This window comes from Facklamia sp. P12945 (assembly GCF_050409485.1).
GTDB lineage: Bacteria > Bacillota > Bacilli > Lactobacillales > Aerococcaceae > Facklamia.
Genome location: NZ_JBNUPJ010000009.1, coordinates 11,995 through 33,533, shown reverse-complemented (window position 1 = coordinate 33,533; position 21,539 = coordinate 11,995). Strand labels below are relative to the sequence as shown.

The window sequence follows — 21,539 nt, the reverse complement described above, 5'->3', positions numbered from 1 at the left end:
AAACAAATGACAAATAAATACGCTGGCCAACATATTCTAGTTATGGGTTATGCCCTAACTGGCAAGAGTGTTGTGAATTACTTACAAAAAGAAAACGCAAAAATTACGCTTAATGACCGAGGGGACCTTTCTCAGGACCCGTCGGTTAATTTGCTATTAAAGTCAGGAGTTAGAGTAGTGGATAAGGGACACCCGCTCGAAATATTAGAAGGAATTGACTTTATCGTTAAGACACCTGGGATACCTTATTCATTAGAGCTTATTCAAGAAGCTGAGCATCGTGGGATACCTATTTATACGGATGTTGAGCTAGCATATCGTGAAAGTCTAGCGCCTATTATTGGCATTACAGGCTCTAATGGAAAAACAACCACGACTTGCTTAGCCCACCATCTTCTAGAAGGTTCATGGAAAGGTAAAGTTGAATTAGCAGGAAACGTGGGCGTACCGTCAATTGAAGTGGCTCAAGAAGTAAATGAAACGGACTTAATCGTAATGGAACTATCTTCTTTCCAATTAATGGGTATCCATTCATTTCATCCACATATTGCGGTTTTTACCAATATTCATTCAGCACATTTAGATTACCACGGAACCAGGCAAGACTATATTGCAGCAAAATTAAAACTAATTCAGCAAATGACCGAGAGAGATTATTTAATTTATAATGCCGATCAAGCTGAACTTGAAGAATGGTTGAAGCATTCTCCAGCGATAAAGGTTCCGTTTTCTCGTCACAAACAAGTAAAAGCGGGTGCCTATATTAAAAATCATTCTTTTTATTTTCGAGGTCAAGAAGTCGCTTTAATCGAGCAGTTTAATCTACCTGGCCAGCATAATTTAGAAAACGCGCTAGCCGCAATTGCTATTGCAAAAATTCAAGGGGTAGATAATACAGCTATTCAAGAAAAATTAGCAAACTTTACTGGTATTCGTCATCGTATCCAAGCTCTGGGTACAATCAAGGGGATTGAATTTTATAATGACTCCAAAGCAACCAATACGGCTGCAACCATTACAGCCCTTAAAAGTTTTGACCAAGACATCATTTATATTGGTGGGGGTCTAGATCGTGGAAATGATTTTCAGGACTTAATACCTTATTTAAACAAAGTGAAAGCAGCCTTTTTATACGGTGAATCGAGAGAAAAAATGGCAAAAGATTTTAGACAAGCTAAAATCGAAACAATCAATTTATTTGAAAATTTAGACCAAGCGAGTCAAGCAGCGTTTGCTTATGCTAAAGAAGGACAAATTGTTTTGTTTTCACCAGCATGTGCTTCTTGGGATCAATTTAAGAATTATGAAATTAGAGGTGATCGGTTTATCGAGCAGGTCGAGTCTTTTAAAAGTGCATCAAAATAAAGGAGAAAGAAATGAATAAAGTGAAACGAATTGTTCTTTCGGGTGGTGGAACCGGAGGGCACATTTATCCAGCATTAGCTTTGTATCGAGTATTGAAAGAACGATCCGATGTGGAAGTGCTTTATATTGGAACACAAAGAGGATTGGAGTCGAAAATTGTTCCTCGAGCGGGAATACCTTTTAAAGCAGTCGAAATTACAGGTTTAAAAAGGTCAATTAGTATAGATAATTTAAAATTAATCTTTAAAATGTTTCATTCTACTCATAAGGCAAAGCAAATGATCCGTGATTTCCAACCGGACATTGTACTTGGAACAGGTGGGTATGTGTGTGGACCTGTTTTATTAGCTGCCAGTATGCTTAAAGTTCCGACTATTATTCATGAGCAAAATTCAGTAGCAGGAATTACGAATAAATTTTTAGCTCGTTTTGTTAATAAAATTGCTGTTTGTTTTGAAGAAGCGAGCCATCAATTTGGCAAAAACCAAAATAAAGTAGTTTTAACAGGAAACCCTAGAGGGCAAGAAGTGATATCGACACCGGCAATGCCTCACTGTTTGTCTGAACAATTTGAGTTAAAAGATAATCAACCGACAGTCTTAATTTTTGGAGGCTCTCGTGGAGCACCAGCTATTAATCAAGCAGGAATTGAGTCGCTGGATAAATGGTTAAGCGCTAATTATCAAGTGATTATTGCAACGGGACAAAATCACTTCCAAGAACTGAATGAAGAGATGGTTGAAGAAATTAATCAGAGTAATAATGTTCGAATCGTTCCATATATCGATAATATGCCAAGTGTTTTTCAAGCTATTAATTTGGTTGTTTGTCGAGCTGGAGCAACAACTTTAACTGAGTTAACAGCTCTTGGCTTGCCAAGTATTTTAATACCTAGTCCCTATGTAACAGATAATCACCAAGAACATAATGCCTTATCTTTAGTAAATAACAAGGCGGCTGTTATGATAAAGGAGTCAAAGCTTAGTGGACAGTCTTTATATCAAGAAGTTAGCCAATTAATGGTGGCCCCTGAAGATTTAAAAGTAATGGGTCAGGCGGCTAAAAGCATGGGAATTACGGATGCAAGTGATCGAATCATTCAAATGATGAACGAGATGGTATAACTATTTTAAAAGAGAGGAGGAATAGGGATGGTTAATTACCGGTTACCAGATAAGAACCAGAATCGGCAGAATAAAAGGACAATTTCAGAAAGAAATAATCAGCCAGTAACAGCCCCTATGGGGAATTATCGTTTGGATTCTCAAGGTAAACCTATTCTTCCGACTTCTTTTGAACATTCGTTTAATCAAGAGCGTTTAAATCGATCCAATATATATTCCTTAAATGATTATCGAGATAGTCAACAGCTTGATTATTACAATAGCTCGATGAATGAGCCTTATTATCGAGTAAGGTCTTCACAAAATTATCGTATAGACGCTAATTCTCAAGAGTCATTTGTTTTTAAAAATAGACAAGATGGTCAAAGAATAACCCCTCATAATCCCACTCCTAGTTATTGGTTAGATAGATTACCAAGTAAAGAAGTATTGTTAAAAGGGTTTCCTAAAGGAAAGAGAAAAATTTTTATTCTCTATTTAATTATTTACAGTTTAATGGTTTGGTCTGGATGGCAAATATTACCTTATGATAATGTTAATACACTAAGTGTTTCGGGCAATCAAATCCTTCAGAGTGAGTCAATTCTCAATGGAGTTAAGATTCATTCGATGGATAAGGCAAAAGATATTTTAAAATGGCGCAAAGAAATTGAAGACCATATACTCACTAACAATCCTTTATTGGAGGATGTTCGTATTCAGCGCGACGATTGGAAGGCAATAAACATTATTGTTAAAGAACAAAAAATTGTTGGTATTTACTCTAGCAATGGTAAAAATTATGCGCTGATGAGTAAAGGTTATACTTCAGATGAAGCTGTTATTCAAAATCAATTAATTGCTGAACAAATGGCTCAACTTCCTCTAATTGAAGGGGAGTTTTCAGAAACAGCACTTAAACAACTTGCTATTGCTTTAGATCAGTTCGACACAAGCATTTTAGAAAGGGTTGAGAAAATAACACCTTCTTCCAAACCAGGTAAAGAGGGATATATCGAAATCAAGATGAAGGATGGTAATCTCATAAAAGCAGTGAGTTCAACAGTAGTGGAAAAAATAAATTATTATCCTAAAATGTTAGAACAACTCAACAATCGTAAAGGAATTATTGATCTTGAAGTGGGAGCTTATTTTACGCCTATGACAAATGAAACTAATTCAGTCAAGCTTAATAATAATTAAGATAAGTATGATTACGAATTGATAACAAGGACTTCTTTTAATTTCATTGGCTTTATGGGTGTGTTAATATAAAAGTACTATAATGTGATAAAAACTCATGTTTTGTGCAAATGAAGGGGGTTCATCACCTGGATGAGAAATCAAGAGATAATTGTTAGTTTAGATATCGGAACAACATCGATTAAAGTTGTTGTTGCTGAGTATATGAACGGACATGTAAATATAATTGGTGTAGGTAATGAAAAATCACGTGGCTTAAGTCGTGGAGTTATTGTCGATATCGATGAGACAGTTCTTTCGATTCAAAAAGCTATTGAGCAAGCAGAGCGTAAAGCCAATGTTAAAATTAATGAAGTGGTCGTTGGGGTGCCTAGTAACAAGTTAGCTATTGATGACTGTCATGGCATGATAGCTGTAGCAAGTGAGAACCGCGAAATAACCTCGCGCGATGTAGATAATGTTATTTCGGCAGCAAAAGTACGTTCTGTTCCACCTGAGCGAGAAGTAATTGCCATTCTACCAGAAGAGTTCATTGTTGATGGTTTCAATGGTATTCGTGATCCTCGCGGAATGATTGGCGTTCGTTTAGAACTTTATGCCCGGTTAATGACAGGGCCACGTACCATTATTCATAATATTAGACGGTGTGTTGAAAAAGCAGGTCTTTCAATTTCTGAGTTTGTTATTCAGCCTCAAGCAATTGCAACCACCGCTTTAAATCAAGATGAGCGAGAATTTGGTACAGTGATTATTGATATGGGGGGCGGCCAAACCTCAGCTTCAATTATTTACGATAATCAATTGAAATATTCCTTTGTAGATCAAGAAGGCGGAGACTATGTCACTAAGGACATATCGGTTATTTTAAATACTTCACTAGATTCTGCTGAACGCATAAAACGTGAATACGGCTATGCCATTTCTAGTCAAACTTCACCAGAAGAGTATTTCCCGGTTGAAACAGTCGGCCGTAAAGAACCTGTTCGTGTAGACGAGCGCTATTTATCTGAAATTATTGAAGCTCGCTTAGTTCAAATTTTTGAAACTATTCATGAGGATCTTGAAGCTGTTGATGCTTTGGATTTACCGGGAGGCTTTGTCTTAACTGGGGGCGCTTCTTCTTTACCAGGCGTATTAGAATTGGCCAAAAAGTACTTTGGGCCACAAGTTCGTGTATATATCCCAGAACAAATGGGACTGCGCAACCCTGTCTATACGACCAGTATGGGGATGGTTGAATATGTGTCAAAATTAGACGAAGTGCATCAAATCGCTCAGGCAACTTTCCGAGCACAAAGGGTTCAGCACGCTGCAGCTAGGGATGCTGGTCCACTAATTTCCAATCCGTATGACGGGGGCCAAGGTCGTCCTTATGGTGAGTCAGATAACTCATATTATCAAGCTCGTAATGGCGGCGGACAACGAGGAGGGCTTCAAGGAGGATTTAGTAATCAAAGTCAAGCTCGACAAAAACCTAAAAGTCCTTCATTATCGCAACCCCATCCTAATGGTCAAGCTTTTTCAAATAATTCCAGTCACTCAGATTATTATGCCTACAACGATAGCCAAGCGCAATCTTATAATAATTATCCATCAGAAGACCAATATTCTGAAGAAGAATGGATGGATGCTTCGACTAAAAACCCATCAACTAACGAGGGTGGTTTTGTAAATAAATTAAGAGCATATTTTCAAACGTTTTTTGACTAATTAAGACAGCACAAGAGGAGGAATTTATTAATGGAATTATCATTTGATCCAACGGTTAATCCTGAAGGAGCAGTTATCAAAGTTATTGGTGTAGGGGGAGCGGGTGGCAATGCCGTCAACCGAATGATTTCCGAAGATGTTCAAGGAGTTGAATTCATCGTCGCTAACACTGACACACAGGCTTTAAAAAGTTCTCAAGCAGAAACTAAAATTCAATTAGGTCCAAAAGTTACTAAAGGCTTAGGAGCTGGCTCGATTCCTGAAATAGGATTAAGAGCTGCTGAAGAATCAGAAGAGCAATTACGACAAGTCCTTGAAGGGTCAGACCTTGTTTTTGTCACTGCTGGAATGGGTGGAGGAACTGGAACGGGTGCTGCGCCTGTTGTCGCTCGTATTGCAAAAGAATTAGGTGCTTTGACAGTTGGAGTCGTAACCCGTCCTTTCACTTTTGAAGGTCCAAAGCGCGGTCGCTTTGCTGCTGAAGGATTACAAAACCTCAAGGAAGCTGTTGACACTTTAGTAGTCATCTCAAACAATCGATTGCTAGAAGTGGTAGATCGAAAAACACCAATGATGGAAGCTTTCTCTGAAGCAGATAATGTTTTACGCCAAGGTGTTCAGGGGATTTCTGATTTGATTGTCGCTCCTGGTTTTATTAACTTGGACTTTGCAGACGTGAAAACCGTTATGAAGGATCAAGGAACAGCTTTAATGGGAATTGGTACAGCTGCCGGGGAAAACCGCACAGCAGAAGCGACTAAGAAAGCTATTTCTTCTCCATTATTAGAAGTTTCAATTGATGGAGCTCAACAAATTCTACTGAATGTAACAGGTGGACCGGACTTAAGCTTATTTGAAGCACAAGATGCAAGTGATATTATTTCTTCTGCTTCTAGCGAAGATGTCAATATTATCTTTGGTACTTCAATTAATGAGAGCTTAGGTGATGAGGTGGTTGTTACTGTAATTGCTACCGGAATTGATGCTGAAAAGAATACCATCAATAAACAACAAGCAATGCGTCAAAACCGTCCGAATTTCTCTCATAACAACACTTTCTCGACAAACGAAAGTACCCCATCTGCATCAAGTTCCCCATCGATGAATTCATCTGACCGCTCAATCAACTTAAAACAAGCAAATCAAAAAGAGACTGAACGTGATTTATTCAGTGATTGGGATATTAAACGCGAACAAATTACCCGTGATGTGGCAGATATTGAACCTAAGGAAAAAAAGGTTGAAAGAACCTTTGAAAGATCGGAATCAGAAAGTAAGGTACGTCAAGCGGAATCTGACGAGCAAGACGAATTAGAAACACCTCCTTTCTTCCGTAAAAGAAATCGTCATTAATTTTCTTAGAGGAAGCAGCAGTGTTTCCTCTTTTCACCAATTTTTAGCAATAAAGTCGGAGGTATTATGAATTTAAATGCAATTATCCAATTTGTGTCTACAATTTTTCGTGTCTATCAATGGGTCTTGATACTCTATGCCTTACTCTCCTGGTTACCCGGAGCAAGAGAAAGTTCGATTGGACGAATGATTGATCGTCTGGCAAGTCCATATCTCGATATTTTTGATCGCTATATTCCACCCATTGGTCCTATTTCAATCAATGTGATCATCGCTCTCTTCACATTGACTTTTATTGAGCAGGGCGTCATTTGGTTGATTATTACCATTTTAGGCTAGTAAATGAAAGAGTCTATTTATCAGCATTATCGTAAGGAAGAAATTCCTTTTGTAGACCAAGTTTATGATTGGATCGATCAAGTTGACCGTCTTTATACTCCCGTCTTAACATCTTTTTTAACGCCGAGAGAAGCAACTATTCTAAAAAACATTGTTAACGGCCGTGATGAGATGAATTATCATTTAGATGGAGGATATGAAGAAAGTGAGCGTAAGAGAGCCTTAATCTATCCTAACTACTATCTATTGGATTTAGCAGATTTAGAATTAGGATTCTTAGAAATTACTTACCCCATTAAATTTGCTGAACTGTCTCATGGTAAAATACTTGGAACCATTCTCTCAACAGGGATTGAGCGGGGAAGGATAGGAGATATTATCACTGATAGTCAGGCATGGCAGCTAGTAGTTGATTTAAAAATGCAAACTTATTTAATGGATGAAGTAAAAAAAATAGCCAATGTAGGAGTCCATTTGAATCCCATAAAACGAGGGAACCTTTTGCAATCGATTGATGAATGGGAAGAAGCAACAGTCATTGTATCTTCTCTGAGATTAGATAGTTTAATATCTAAGGTATATAATATTTCGCGCCAAAGAGCCAAGGATGCAGTTAAAGCAGGACAAGTTAAAATTAATTTTACTGAGATAGATCGAAGTGATACTTTGGTTGGTATTTCTGATATTGTTTCACTCAGGCATTTTGGGCGCTTTCGTATTCAGTCAGTAGATGGTAAAACGAAAAAAGATAATTTTAGACTATCCATTGATTTGTTAAAAGTATCGTAAAATTTATAAAAAAGGAAGGATCTTTATGACAATTACACCAAATGATATTTTAGAAAAAGAATTTAATAATAAGTTCCGTGGCTATGATCCAGAACAAGTAAATGATTTTTTAGATATTGTGCGCGTAGAGTTAGAGAAAAAACTAGAAGAAAATCACAATTTAACGCGTGATTTAGCAGAAGCTAAAGATAAAATTGACTATTTTTCACAATTACAAGAATCTTTAAATTCTTCAATTATTATTGCACAAGAAGCAGCAGAACGTCTAAAACAAAATGCTCGTAAGGAAGCAGAATTAATTCTCTATGAAGCTGAAAGTGAAGCAGGACGAGTAATTGATGAAGCGAATGCGCAATCAAATGAAATTTTTGAAGAGGCAGAGAGGTTGAGAAGTGTAACGAAAAAATATCGTCAAGAATTACGTCGTTTAATTGAAAATCAATTATCCATTGTAAATAACACTTCATTTGAAGATTTGTTTGATGGTACAGCTTTAACACCTGCTCAGACACGTGAACAAAGATCAGTAACGAGTAATCGTCTGGAAGATTTAGAACAAAATGCTAAGCTTGAAGCCATAGATAGTGAAGAAAATGAAGATTTATCTATGACGCAAGTTTTTGATTTGAATGACTTAAGGGAAATTCATGTGGATGAAAAAGATGAAGATTCTTCTGAGTCTATGAAAACTATGCCTTTAAGTCGTGAAGAATTAGAGGCTTTTGAACGAAATCATTCATCAGATAGAGACTCTGATGAAGCAGAAAAATCTGATGAAGCCTTACATGGTGAAACAATTCGTATTGACCTTCCAACAGAAGACTAATATAATTAAGAAAATTATTGGTAAAAGCTGAGATAGAAACAAGAAGATGGATATAATACATTAGCGACTTGAGGATGGTGCAAGCTCAAGAGTCCCTGTATCTTTCTTTATCATTCTATTCAATGACTAGTGAGTCAAAGTTGACTAGCTAGATCCGCTTCAAAAGCGTTATCATGAAGAGTGAATAGTTTAACTATTAAATTGGGTGGTACCGCGTATTTGACGTCCCTTCTTAGGAAGGGGCTTTTTTTATAGAGAGGAGAAAACTAATGAAATTAAAAGATACTTTGCACCTTGGAAAAACATCCTTTGATATGCGAGCGAATCTTCCTGTTAAAGAGGTAAGCTTACAAAAAGAATGGCAAGAAGCTGATGTTTATCACAAAATGTTAGAAAAAAATATGGATTCAGAACCATGGATTCTACACGATGGTCCGCCATATGCCAATGGTCGCGTACATATGGGACATGCTTTCAATAAAGTTTCAAAAGACTTTATTACACGTTTTCGTTCAATGACAGGCCATTATTCTCCATATGTCCCTGGTTGGGATACTCATGGTTTACCAATTGAGTCAGCCTTACAGAAGAATGAAGGTGTGAATCGTAAAGAACACTCAACAGCAGAATTTCGTAAACTTTGCGAAGCCTATGCTTTAAAACAAGTTGAAGGTCAAAAAGAAAGCTTTATGCGCTTGGGAGTTAATGGAGATTGGGAAAACCCATACTTAACTTTGCAACCTAAATATGAAGCACAGCAATTACGTATTTTTGGACAAATGGCTGATAAAGGCTATATCTATAAAGGTGCGAAGCCGGTATACTGGTCCTGGTCGTCAGAATCTTCATTAGCTGAAGCTGAAGTTGAATATCAAGACGTAAGCTCACCTTCAATTTATGTAGCTTTCAAAGTGAAAGACGGTGGTGGCATCCTTCCTCAAGAAGCAGAATTTATTATTTGGACGACTACACCATGGACATTACCTGCTAACCTAGGGATTTCTGTTTTAGGACAGGCTAATTATGTGCAAGTCGCAGTTGGCGACCGTCACTTTATTGTCGCTGAAGATTTATTAGAAGTAGTAGCATCGACGCTTGAATGGGAAAATTATCCAGTCGAAGCACATTATAAGGGGCAAGATTTTGACCGTTTGACTGCTCAACACCCATTCTATGACCGTGAATCCTTACTAATGGTAGGCGATCATGTTACTTTAGAAACAGGTACGGGATTAGTTCATACGGCTCCTGGTCACGGTGAAGATGACTATTGGATTGGTTTAGAGTATGGTTTGGATATTTTGTCGCCAGTAGATGGCAGAGGACATTTTACAAAAGAAGCGCCTGGTTTGGAAGGTGTCTTTTATTTGAAAGGTCAAAAGCAAATTGTTAAGACCTTAAAAGAAAATGGTAGCCTCTTGCATTATTCAGAATTTGTTCACTCTTATCCGCACGATTGGCGAACTAAAAAGCCGGTTATCTACCGTGCAACGCCTCAATGGTTTGCTTCGATTGATAAATTCCGTGAAGAACTGCTTGATAATGTTGAAAATGCAGTCACTTGGCACCATCCATCGGGTAAACGTCGTATTTATAATATGATTCGTGACCGTGGCGACTGGGTAATTTCTCGTCAACGTGTTTGGGGAGTGCCTTTACCAATTTTCTACGCAGAAAACGGAGAAGCTATTTTAGAATTAGATATTGTCAATCATGTAGCCGATTTAGTAGAAGAACATGGAACGAACATTTGGTTTGAGTGGGAGGCAAAAGACCTTTTACCAGAAGGCTTCCAACATCCTGCTTCGCCAAATGGTCAATTTACAAAAGAAATGGATATTATGGATGTATGGTTCGATTCGGGTACATCGTATGCTGGCGTTTTACAAGCGCGAGAAGATTTAAACTTCCCAGCTGATTTATACCTTGAAGGTTCTGACCAATATCGTGGTTGGTTTAACTCATCGTTCACTACCTCTGTGGCTGTCAATGGTTTCCCACCATACAAGGCGGTTCTTTCACAAGGTTTTGTAAATGACGGTAAGGGTCAAAAGATGTCTAAGTCTTTAGGAAATGTTATTGATCCAGTTGAAGTAATGAATGATTTAGGAGCAGATATTATTCGTTTGTGGGTCGCTTCTGTGGACTATGAAGCTGATGTACGTGTCTCTAATGAAATCCTCAAACAAGTCTCTGAATCCTATCGTAAGATTCGTAACACGCTTCGTTTTATGTTAGGTCTTGTGAATGATTATCATCCAGCTGAAAATGCCGTTCCTAAGGAAGAACTCACCAATCTCGATCAATATATGAATGCTAACTTTAACTTGTTTAAAGCGGATATCTTAGAAGCTTATGACAAGTATAGGTTCCCAGAACTTTATAAGCGCACTATGAACTTTATTTCTTCTGATCTTTCAGCTTTCTATTTAAATGTGGCTAAAGATATTGTATATATTGAAGCTAAAGATAGCCATGCGCGTCGTTCTATGCAAACAGTGATTTATCAAATAGTTCATGATATGTTAATTTTATTGACACCATTAATTGTACATACAGCTGAAGAAGCATGGAAAGATTTACCAGCGGTAGATGGTTTTATTCAATTAGCTGAAATGCCTAAGGCAGAACAGCTTGAGCAAGCTAGAGAGATTGTTGCTAAATGGGATGTCTTTTTTAAATTACAAACAGGAGTAAACAAGGCTCTCGAAGAAGCTAAGAATCAGCCAGAACAGGCAATTAAGAAATCCTTTGAGGCAGCCGTTTCACTATATATTAATGAAGAAGATCAAAAAGCCTTCGATTTACTAAGTGATCAGCCTGCACAATTATTTACTGTATCACAATTAAACGTTCAATCCATTAATCAAGCACCACAAGATGCACATTCGTTTGAAGATTATGCCGTGAAAGTTGATTTTGCAAAAGGAGATGTTTGTGATCGTTGTCGTGCAGTAAGACCAGAAGTCGGCACAATTGAAGGAGCAGAAGAACTTTGTCATCGCTGCCATGAAATTGTGAAAGCGGACTATCCTGAATATTTTGAGAATAAGGAATAACTTTATAAAAAAAGACAGGGCCAAAGCCCTAAAAAACAGTGGCGAATTGATATGAGATTCGCCACTGTTTTTGTCGTTTAATAAATAAAAATAGTGAATAACAAGCCCTAAAAGCTGGGGAAATTCATAGATAATGGGCTGATTTTTGTCGTATTTAGGACTTTTTACCTAGTTTCTTTTAATACTCCTAAAGAGTGTTTAAAGTAAAAATTAAAAATCATCAAAATAATTATCTTGTGACGTTTTAGGATTCATAGCTTGTTGTTTTTGTTCATTTGAAATAGCTAATAACCGTTCTTGCAGTTGACTTTCCATTGATTCTAATTCTATTTGAGCGGCTTGTCTTTGCTGTCGTCCTTCAGCTTGAATTTGTAATGTTGTTTCAATCGTTTCGATCAAATCAGCCTGCGTTTTTTGTAAGGTTTCGATATCGATAATACCTCTTTCAGTTTCTCTAGCTGTATCAATGGCCGATTGTTTCAGCATAGCGGAATTGCGACGTAACAAATCATTGGTTGTTTCTGAGACCATTCTTTGAGAAGTGGCAGCGTCTTGCTGTCTCAAAAGTGCAAGGGCAATGGTAATTTGATTTTCCCAAAGAGGAATAGAGGTATGAACAGAGGCTTGAATTTTTTCAGCCAAGGCTTGGTTAGTATTTTGAATCATCCGAATTTGTGGAGCTTGCTGGATAGTCATTTGACGGGTAAGTCTTAGATCATGGGTGCGTTTGTCTAAACGATCTAAAAATTGGTTAAGGTCATGGACTTCCTGCACATCCATTTGGCTATTGCTTTCTTGAGCTTTTTTAATAGCTTGAGGAATCGTTTTGGATTGTAATTCTTCAATTTTAACTTCACCCGCTGCAATATAGACATTTAAAGCCTCAAAGTAGTCTTTGTTCTTTTGATAGAGTGTTTCTAACATCATATTGTCATTGAGTAATTCGTTCTTTTCTCTTTCTAAACGAATAACGACTTTGTCTAATTGATTACCGATTTTTTGATATTTCATTTGGGTATCAGAGATGGAGGTACGGACTTGGCCAAAAACTTTTTGAAAAAGATTAGGTCGACTGGTTAATTCCTTAGGATTCGACTGTTGTAAGGTAGTCATTAAATCCGTTAAAACATCACCGACTTCACCCGTATCTTTAAGTTGGACATTATGTAGCATTGAATGGGAGAATTCTGACAAACGCTTTTGTGCTTTAGCCCCATAGGTGATAACAGCAGAAAGGTTTTTCTCGTCAATCTGCTGGGCGAGTTTACGTGCTTGAGCTTGACGATTTTTACTCAAGCGGTCAATTGTTTTCTCATTGGTAACTTTTTTCTGTGAAAGAATTGAAGCTTTTGATAATTCGCTTTGCAAAGATTGAATGGGTTCAATCTGATCTTCTTCTTGGTCAAAGGGATCCGTCAGAAGATCATCAATTTCATCAAAAGAAGTAGTTTGAGTTAAATCCTGATTATTTGAGTTTAGTTCATTCATCGCTTTATTCTCCTTCATTATCTAGTTCTTTAAGCTCTTCAAAAGGGTCATCCATATCAAAATTATCCATTTTAGATTTTTTTGAATTTTGGCTGAATCGATTTGTTTGATTATTAGATTCATTATGTAACATTCGGTCGGCTAGTTTCAAGCCATCTTCCAATTCTTGATAGGTTTCGGAGTGAAATTTCAAATAATCCTCAACAATTTCTTGACTCAACTGATCGATTGTTTGGGCACTTTTTTCTAAAATTAAATAGCTTTGCTTATTTTTTGCCACATGTGAATTAATTTCATTATATTTTTCTAATAGATCGTCTAACTGTGGAAGATAATTGATGAGGAAATCAGAAGCATCCAGTCGACGATTGGGCTCTTCAACGATATCTTTAAAGTAATTCTTTGAAACTTTGACGATATTGTGTCGGATTTCAATGGCGCGCATTTTAGCCGTTTTTTGAAAGTTGGCTTCAATATTAATAATCTGTTTACGCGAATCAGCCATTTGACTTCTGAAAGCTTCAATTTCTTGTTTACTTAAGCCTGCTGCTTGATAATGCTCTAGCATGTTGCGACTAGGCTTTTTGTGAGTAGGATGGAAAAATGACTTCCTGTGGGTTTTAAATGTATTCGGTTTTGTTATAAGCGCTAAAAAAGCAACCCCAGCTGAACAAAATAGAATAGCAATGCTTAGATAATATAAGCTAATGGCAGAAGCAGTAAAATAACTCTCTAAACCAATATAACCATAAGATTGGGATTGACTACTAGCAATAGCCAGACCCACTAATAAGGTAAGGACTTGACCAACATAATAGAAAAACCAAATCCATGCCGCAGAATTTATTTTACGAATAAAGTAAAAGAGAAAGGCTAAGAGAAGCCATCCGGCAACAACAGCTAAAGTGGAATAGACGAGGGCCATTATATAGTAGCTATTATAAAAAATGAATGTTAAAACATGCTCCATCACAATTAAAGTAAGTAAGGCAAGGATATTTTTCTTCAAAGTAACCGTCCAAATATCAGATAAATGATTTCCTTTTTTAACAAAATGATTGAATTTGCGAACAATATTTAGCAGAGGGCCTGCTAATAAGAATATAAAAATTATATTGATTAAAGCTAACATGATTGCAACCTCCCTTTTCTTAATTTTAGAATACCATAACTAGAAAAAAGTCTTATCGGACTTGAGGCCTATTCTTAAACTTAACCATTGAAAAGACTTGAAAGAAAGAATAGTAGTCGCTAAACTGAGTAGGAATTAATAGCTAAGGAAATAGTTTTAAGAGGTGAAAATTATGAAAGATAAGGCAGAGACAATTTCATTTATCAAAAATAATGAAACACTATCTGTTAACCAAATCTACGATGGGGCCATTTTACAACTCTATCAAAATGAAGTACGTCTACCCAACGGTCAAACGGCAAAACGTGAGTTGATTCATCACCTGCCAGCAGTGGGTATATTAGCTGAAACAAAAAACAATGAAATTGTCCTGGTTAAACAGTATCGTCCGGCTATTGCTGATGAAATTTACGAAATCCCAGCTGGAATTATCGATCAAGTAGAAGGTCAACTCGAAGAGCCTCTTATAGCCGCCAAACGTGAGTTAAATGAAGAAACGGGTTACGCTTCAGCAGAGTGGATATTTAATTCTAAATTTTATATTTCACCGGGTTATATTGATGAGGCCATATACCTTTTCTTTGCTAAATCCATTGAAGAGGCAAAAGAAAAGCTAGATCAAGATGAAAATGAAGAAGTTTCGCATTACTTATTTACGGCCCAACAAGTGAGGGAAATGATTAATAATGGTGAAATCATTGATTTAAAAACTTTATATGCTTTAAGCATTTGGTTAAATAGTTTGGAGGTTTAGTTATGGGACTATTTTCAAGCAAAAAGAAAAAACACGACGATTATCAAGCTTATTTAAATTATGAGCAAGAAGGAAATGATCGTTTAAATCATCAGCCTTCTTCAAACAACCAAGTGGATTCCTTTGATCGGTCGATCTATTCAGAAGATAGTGAGCTCTACCATGAATTTATTAATCGGGCAGAAGCGATGGATGATTCACAACCTTATCCAAATTATTATGAGGAAGTGACTTCACAATTTGATAGTCAGAATGACTTTGACATGACTAATGAGATGGATGCAGAAGGAGATGGAGTATACAAAGCTTTTAATGAGCAATCAGTTGATAAAGACCAAGCAAGTTCACTCGAGGATTATCACCATCAATCAATGGGGGAAGATATTAGTTCTATTAGAAAAAGAGCTAAATATTCAGCTAAAATTGACCGTTTTTTAAATAATGGCATTATCATAGTAGGTGTTCTATTAGTCTTAGTTTTGTTAATCGCTTTTTTGGCATAGGAGGGGTGGTTAGATGAAAAAAATTGGAATTATTGGTGCAATGGAAGAAGAAATTCGTCTCTTAAAAAATGAACTATCAAATTTAGAAGTTCATAATTACTATGGCTTTGAGTTTTATCAAGGAAGATTGAGTGGTAAAGAAGTTGTCCTAGTTCAATCAGGAATTGGAAAAGTTAATGCTAGCCTTTCAACTGTTTTAATGGTTGATCATTTTGAGGTGGATTTAATTATAAACACTGGAAGTGCCGGAGGTCTGTCACCAGACTTATCAGTGGGTGACTTGGTGATTGCTGATGGTTTAATCCACCACGATGTAAACCTTTTAGTCTTTGGATACGACCAAGGTCAAATGGCTGGCATGCCGACAATATATCAACCAGATGAAGATACCAGTCAATTGGCCTATCGATTGGCTAAAGAGAAAGGACAAACCGCAATTAGAGGACTGATTGCTTCAGGAGATCAATTCATTAGTGACAGTCAACAAGTAAACAATATTCGTCAAGTTTTTCCTAACGTAAAAGCAGTTGAGATGGAATCAGCGGCTATCGCACAAGCTGCCTATATTCTAAAAACACCATTTATTATCATTCGTTCAATCTCCGATAAAGCAGATGAAGAAGCTGGAATAAGTTTTGATGAATTTATTTTATTGGCCGGACGCAAATCAGCTGAGATGGTAATCGATTTACTGAGTAAAATTGATTAAAAAAACTTGCTAATCTTTTATTAATCGGTATAATAAAAAGAGTGTAAAATAATGCAGCATAGAAAAAGAAAGCGCGTCAACAGTTAGTAACGTCAACGTTAATGAGTAACCACGGCTGCACAAGGTGAAAAACTAACTGCACGCATTCGATTTTCTAACCACTTATTTTACTCCAATACATATTTTATGGAGGAATTTTAATGTCACGTTATACAGGACCCTCATGGAAACAATCTCGTCGTTTAGGAATTTCATTAACTGAAACTGGTAAGGAGTTATCAAAACGTCCGTTCCCACCAGGACAACACGGTAATCAACGTAAAAAATTATCAGAATATGCTTTACAAAAAAATGAAAAGCAAAAATTACGCTTTATGTATGGATTAAATGAACGTCAATTCCGCACTTTATTTAATCGCGCTGGCAAAATCTCCGAAGGTAAACATGGTGAAAACTTCATGGTTATGTTAGAGCGTCGTTTAGATAACTTAGTTTATCGATTAGGTTTAGCTACTACTCGTCGTCAAGCACGTCAACTAGTAAACCACGGCCATATTACTGTTGATGGCAAGCGTGTAGATATCCCGTCATATATTGTTGAACCAGGACAAGTAATTAGTGTTCGTGAACGCTCACGTAATTTAGCTATTATCAAGGAAGCATTAGAAACAACAGTTACTCGTTTAGAGTTTGTGAACTTTGATGCAGATAAATTAGAAGGTAGCTTAGTTCGTTTACCATTACGTAGCGAATTAAATGCTGAAATTGATGAAGCCCTAGTCGTAGAATACTACAATAAATTAGGCTAAATCTTAAAGAGATTGTTACATAAGATTGGGAGCTTTCCCAATCTTATTTTTTTCCATTAGAGCCTAAGGAAGTTTTTTTATTGAACAATGCCTTTAAAAGAAAGCCTTCAAATGTTATAATGTATGGTGATTATTTATGCAAAAGGCCAATAGGCAGGGGATTAGAAATAAGTAGAGGAGCGAAAAGGAATGAGTATTAAATTCACGGACATCCTGTTCTTGATCATTGTAGCAATACTCTTAATCTATGGATTAATTTATTATTTCCGTACACAGAGAAAGAAAGAAATTAAAGATTTGGAACAACGTAAAGATGAAATGATGTCTATTTCTGTTGCTGACCAGCTCTTTACTTTGAAGAATATGAATCTATCTGGTCAAACAAAAAGAAAATATGAAAGTTTAGTGGCTACTTGGCAAACCATTACCAACTTTCAATTTACTGAAATAGAAGCCGCTTTGGTAGGTTCTGAACAATTTGTAGAACAAATGAATCTAGTGAGAGCAAAAAACGCACTAAATCAAGCACGTGAAATTCTTGATGAAACAGAAATTCAAGTTCATCAATTGCACCAGGAATTAACAGAATTATTGGCAACAGAGGATGAAAATCAAGAACGTTATGAAGCCTTACTTGAACGTTATCAAACTGCTCGCAAAAGTGTCATGAATCATTCTTTTGATTATGGGCCAGCGATTGAAACGCTTGAAAAAAACCTTCAATATTTAGAGTTGAACTTCACTAAATATAATGAACTAACTGCTAACGGTGATCATCTAGATGCTCAAGATATGCTAGATAACTTAGAGGCTGACTTATCGTCATTTGAAGAAATCTTACAAAAGATTCCAAGTATGTACGATAAGATTCAAAGTGAATATGAAGATTCACTTGAAGATATTAGAGATGGCTACGAAAAAATGGTGGCTAGTCGCTTTAACTTTGATAATATTAATGTTTTAGAAGAAATTGATAAAATTCAAGAGCAGTTAAACCAAGCCAAAAACGAGATTAAAAATGCTGATTTAGCTGACGCTAAAACCTTAATGGACAAAGCAGAGCGTGAAATTAATTCCTTATACGATCAGTTAGAATCAGAAATTATGGCTAAAGAATATGTGAATAGTCACCTTCATCAATTGAAGGGACGAATTGAAGCAGTAACTGAAAACAATCGTTATGCAGGAATAGAAGTCGATCGGATCTCTCAATCTTACATCTTACATAATAATGAATTAGACCAAGTCAATGACTTAACCGAAAGAATTCGCTTAGAGTATCAAAAATTCAAAGATATGGAAGTTGATATTGAACAAAATCATGCCGTATTTACTCAAATAGAAAGCAAAATGCGTAAAATCGAGCGTTCTATTGAAGAAATAGCAGATGAACAAAATCAGTTAGTAAAATCGATAGCTGGCTTAACCAGTCGAGAGAAAGAAGCTAAATCAAATCTTGATTTATATGAACTAGACCTTAGAAATATGAAGCGTAAGTTAGAAAAAAACCATTTGCCTGGCTTACATGATAGCTATTATGAATTGTTTTATAAGGTAACTGATCATATTGAGAACCTCTCTCAACAACTCAATCGTGTCCGAGTGGATATGAATCAAATTGATGAGATGGAAGGTAATTTAGAACAAGGTTTAGATGAATTGGAGGCAATGACTGAAGAAACCATCGATTCAGCCATGCTCACCGAATATATGATTCAACATTCCAATCGTTTTCGCTACGATTACCCAGAGGTAGACCAAGCAATTAAAGAAGCGCAATACTACTTCCACCAAGAATTCCGTTACCGTGAAGCTTTGGCAACCATTGAAAAAGTCCTTCGTCAAGTCGATCCAGATGCACCGACGCAAGTTCGAAGGATGTATCATCAAGAAAAACAAATCCGATTTTATTAAAAGTAAAGTCCGAATAGATTCCTTGGTTTTGGGATCTGTTCGGTTTTTTCTTGAGTCAATTGTCGTTACTAAATAGAAGTAAGAAAGGATTACAGATGTTATATTTTGATCATGCCGCAACCACTCCAGCTCGTGCTACTGTTTTAGACACCTACAATCAAGTAGCTCAAAAATATTTTGCTAACCCTTCAAGTGCCCACAAATTAGGTCAAGAGGCCAATAGTCTGTTGAATAATGCTCGGCAACAAATTGCAGACTTATTACTTTTTAAAAGCAATGAAATCTTTTGTACCTCATCAGGGACTGAATCTAACAATTGGACACTTCAAAGTCTATTATCAGCTCACGCTAAGCTTCATCCTAATAGGCGACAAATTATCCTATCAGCTATTGAGCACCCTTCTATTCGCTCGCAAATTGACCACTTAAAAACAAGAGGCTTTGAAGTAATCCTAGCACCGGTGGATCATAATGGTCAATTGGATTTAAACAGCTTTGAAAATCTACTGAGTGATCAAGTATTACTTGTTTCTACTATGTTAGTCAATAATGAGGTAGGATCTTTTTTACCAGTTGAACCATTGGCACAAAAATTAGAAAACTATCCACAAATCCTTTGGCATGTTGACGCTGTTCAAGCCATAACTTGTAGGATGAAAGCTATGCATCATAGTAGAATTGATTTATTAACTCTTTCTAGCCATAAATTTCACTCGGTAAGAGGGGTGGGACTCTTAGCCATTCGCCAACGTGTTACGAAAGCACCTTTATTATTTGGAGGCGGTCAAGAGTTTGGTATGCGCTCTTCTACTGAAAACCTACCAGCGATTGTAGCAACGGCCAAAGCTTTAAGATTAGCTTGGGAAAACCAAGCAGAAAGTATCAAACACATAAATCATTATCGCACTCAAATAACTCAAGCACTTAAAAAAATGAATTGGCAAGTCTTTGGTGGTAGCCAGGAGCAAGTGAGTCCACATATTATCTGTGCGGCCTTTCCAGGTGTGCCAGGCGAGGTATTACTTCAAGCTTTTTCCAATGCTGATATCATGATTTCGACAACTTCTGCTTGCTCAAGTCGTAAGAAAAATGACCATCATACCCTTAAAGCGATGGGCATTGATAACAATTTAGCTAATTCTTCAATAAGAATTTCTTTATCGCAGACAACCAGCCAAGCAGAAGTAGATCAATTAATTAAACCAATCCATGAGATTTCAACAAAGTTTAAGCAAGATTTGAAAGGAGCCTAAAAGATTGAAAGAGATGTTAATTCACTATGGGGAGCTCTCAACAAAAGGGCGTAACCGTAAAATGTTTCAAAATAAAATTGCTGAGCATATACGCTATAAAACCAAACATTTAGAGAAAATTAAAATTCATGCACATCATGATTTCATGCATCTTTATTGGCACGAAACAGCTTACGATGAACTGATTGAAATCATTAAAACAATTCCAGGAATTCAAAGGTTTGAACCTGTTTTTCCTGTTGAAAAGGATCTTCAAGAAATTGGAAAAAAAGCCCTTGAACTTTTTGCTGAGTTAAATGTTCAACCGGGAGATAGCTTTAAAGTAATTGCTAAGCGATCGGATAAGAACTTTGAGCATGATAGTATTGCCATTCAAAGAGAAATAGGGAGCATCATTCTGCAAGCCCATCCGGAATTAACGGTTGATCTGAGAAAAGCTAAACACAAAGTGGTCATATCCATCCATCAAGATATAGCCTATCTCAGTTTAAAAAATTATCCAGGTATGGGTGGCTTACCTTATGGTTCAAGTGGGAAAGGCTTATTAATGCTTTCGGGTGGTTTTGATTCACCGATTGCTGGTTATCAAATGATAAAAAGGGGAATGAAGTTGGAAATGGTTCATTTTGCCAGTCCACCTTATACTTCTTTACAAGCGCTTGAAAAAGCTAAACGATTAACAGCAGTTCTCGCTCAGTACGCCACTGCGATTACTTTTCACGAGGTTCCTTTTGCTCATATTCAGTTGGCGATTCGAGAACATGTTCCCGACAATTTATCCATGACTATTATGCGTCGGATCATGTTACGCCTAATGGATGCTTTGTTAAAAGAGCATAAAGCCCGAGCAATTGTTAATGGGGAGTCGCTAGGTCAAGTTGCCTCACAAACTTTACAATCGATGCAAGTGATTAATGAAGTGACCCATTCTTTAATATTAAGACCTTTAATTGCAGTTGATAAAAATGATATAATAGCAATGGCTGAAACCATTGGAACTTACGATATTTCTAATGAGCCCTATGAAGATTGCTGTACGGTCTTTGCACCAAAGTCACCTTGGACTAAGCCTAGACTTCATACTGTTAAAGAGTATGAGGCGCTCTTACCAATTGACCAACTAGTGAAAGAAGCCTTGGAAAATATCAAGACAAGTGAAATCACTGCTAGTTATCAAAGCGAAGCGGCTACAGCCTTCAATGATTTATTATAAGTTGTTGTCGCAAGAAT

18 protein-coding genes are annotated in these 21,539 nt (G+C 36.7%); 16 read left to right on the top strand and 2 right to left on the bottom strand.

The window, feature by feature from the left end:
* Positions 1 to 6 precede the first annotated feature (6 nt).
* The 9 genes from murD (at position 7) to ileS (ending at position 11,747) form a co-directional block, all read left to right on the top strand.
* A complete protein-coding gene (murD, locus tag ACQV2X_RS04260; RefSeq protein WP_428882102.1) occupies positions 7 to 1,365 on the top strand; it encodes a UDP-N-acetylmuramoyl-L-alanine--D-glutamate ligase in 1,359 nt (452 codons plus the stop codon).
* An 11-nt stretch (positions 1,366 to 1,376) separates the two neighbouring features.
* Complete coding sequence (murG, locus tag ACQV2X_RS04255) at positions 1,377 to 2,489, top strand: undecaprenyldiphospho-muramoylpentapeptide beta-N-acetylglucosaminyltransferase (protein WP_428873870.1); 1,113 nt, start codon at positions 1,377 to 1,379, stop codon at positions 2,487 to 2,489.
* 27 nt (positions 2,490 to 2,516) lie between these two features.
* Complete coding sequence (locus ACQV2X_RS04250; protein ID WP_428894268.1) at positions 2,517 to 3,671, top strand: cell division protein FtsQ/DivIB; 1,155 nt, start codon at positions 2,517 to 2,519, stop codon at positions 3,669 to 3,671.
* Positions 3,672 to 3,803: 132 nt separating this feature from the next.
* Positions 3,804 to 5,381 carry a cell division protein FtsA gene (gene ftsA / locus ACQV2X_RS04245; RefSeq protein ID WP_428873872.1) on the top strand — a complete coding sequence of 526 codons (1,578 nt, stop codon included), beginning with the start codon at positions 3,804 to 3,806 and terminating at the stop codon, positions 5,379 to 5,381.
* Between the two features lie 30 nt (positions 5,382 to 5,411).
* A complete protein-coding gene (ftsZ, locus tag ACQV2X_RS04240) occupies positions 5,412 to 6,734 on the top strand; it encodes a cell division protein FtsZ (RefSeq protein WP_428873873.1) in 1,323 nt (440 codons plus the stop codon).
* A 66-nt stretch (positions 6,735 to 6,800) separates the two neighbouring features.
* Positions 6,801 to 7,073: a YggT family protein gene (locus ACQV2X_RS04235; protein ID WP_428873874.1), complete on the top strand. Its 273-nt coding sequence runs from the start codon at positions 6,801 to 6,803 to the stop codon at positions 7,071 to 7,073.
* Between the two features lie 3 nt (positions 7,074 to 7,076).
* Positions 7,077 to 7,862, top strand: coding sequence for an RNA-binding protein (locus ACQV2X_RS04230; protein WP_428873875.1), 786 nt, complete (start codon positions 7,077 to 7,079; stop codon positions 7,860 to 7,862).
* A 25-nt stretch (positions 7,863 to 7,887) separates the two neighbouring features.
* On the top strand, positions 7,888 to 8,688 hold the full coding sequence (locus ACQV2X_RS04225; RefSeq protein WP_428885108.1) for a DivIVA domain-containing protein: 801 nt from the start codon (positions 7,888 to 7,890) through the stop codon (positions 8,686 to 8,688).
* Positions 8,689 to 8,957: 269 nt separating this feature from the next.
* A complete protein-coding gene (gene ileS / locus ACQV2X_RS04220; protein ID WP_428876020.1) occupies positions 8,958 to 11,747 on the top strand; it encodes an isoleucine--tRNA ligase in 2,790 nt (929 codons plus the stop codon).
* Positions 11,748 to 11,957: 210 nt separating this feature from the next.
* Here the strand turns inward: ileS and ACQV2X_RS04215 are convergent, their stop codons facing one another.
* Together ACQV2X_RS04215 and ACQV2X_RS04210 are read right to left on the bottom strand one after the other, a co-directional pair.
* Complete coding sequence (locus ACQV2X_RS04215) at positions 11,958 to 13,235, bottom strand: toxic anion resistance protein (RefSeq protein ID WP_428876021.1); 1,278 nt, start codon at positions 13,233 to 13,235, stop codon at positions 11,958 to 11,960.
* Between the two features lie 4 nt (positions 13,236 to 13,239).
* A complete protein-coding gene (locus tag ACQV2X_RS04210; protein ID WP_428894267.1) occupies positions 13,240 to 14,367 on the bottom strand; it encodes a 5-bromo-4-chloroindolyl phosphate hydrolysis family protein in 1,128 nt (375 codons plus the stop codon).
* A 172-nt stretch (positions 14,368 to 14,539) separates the two neighbouring features.
* On the opposite strand from ACQV2X_RS04210, the gene ACQV2X_RS04205 reads away from it, so the two are divergent.
* The 7 genes from ACQV2X_RS04205 (at position 14,540) to thiI (ending at position 21,522) form a co-directional block, all read left to right on the top strand.
* Complete coding sequence (locus ACQV2X_RS04205) at positions 14,540 to 15,121, top strand: NUDIX hydrolase (RefSeq protein ID WP_428891848.1); 582 nt, start codon at positions 14,540 to 14,542, stop codon at positions 15,119 to 15,121.
* A gap of 2 nt (positions 15,122 to 15,123) precedes the next feature.
* Positions 15,124 to 15,624, top strand: coding sequence for a hypothetical protein (locus ACQV2X_RS04200; RefSeq protein WP_428873881.1), 501 nt, complete (start codon positions 15,124 to 15,126; stop codon positions 15,622 to 15,624).
* 13 nt (positions 15,625 to 15,637) lie between these two features.
* Entirely contained in the window at positions 15,638 to 16,333 is a 696-nt protein-coding gene (locus tag ACQV2X_RS04195; RefSeq protein ID WP_428873882.1) for a 5'-methylthioadenosine/adenosylhomocysteine nucleosidase, read from the top strand.
* Positions 16,334 to 16,533: 200 nt separating this feature from the next.
* Complete coding sequence (gene rpsD, locus ACQV2X_RS04190; protein WP_428873883.1) at positions 16,534 to 17,142, top strand: 30S ribosomal protein S4; 609 nt, start codon at positions 16,534 to 16,536, stop codon at positions 17,140 to 17,142.
* A gap of 189 nt (positions 17,143 to 17,331) precedes the next feature.
* Positions 17,332 to 19,056, top strand: coding sequence for a septation ring formation regulator EzrA (locus ACQV2X_RS04185; protein WP_428873884.1), 1,725 nt, complete (start codon positions 17,332 to 17,334; stop codon positions 19,054 to 19,056).
* Between the two features lie 95 nt (positions 19,057 to 19,151).
* Positions 19,152 to 20,309 carry a cysteine desulfurase family protein gene (locus ACQV2X_RS04180; RefSeq protein ID WP_428885113.1) on the top strand — a complete coding sequence of 386 codons (1,158 nt, stop codon included), beginning with the start codon at positions 19,152 to 19,154 and terminating at the stop codon, positions 20,307 to 20,309.
* Positions 20,310 to 20,322: 13 nt separating this feature from the next.
* On the top strand, positions 20,323 to 21,522 hold the full coding sequence (thiI, locus tag ACQV2X_RS04175; RefSeq protein ID WP_428873898.1) for a tRNA uracil 4-sulfurtransferase ThiI: 1,200 nt from the start codon (positions 20,323 to 20,325) through the stop codon (positions 21,520 to 21,522).
* The last annotated feature ends 17 nt before the right edge of the window (positions 21,523 to 21,539 follow it).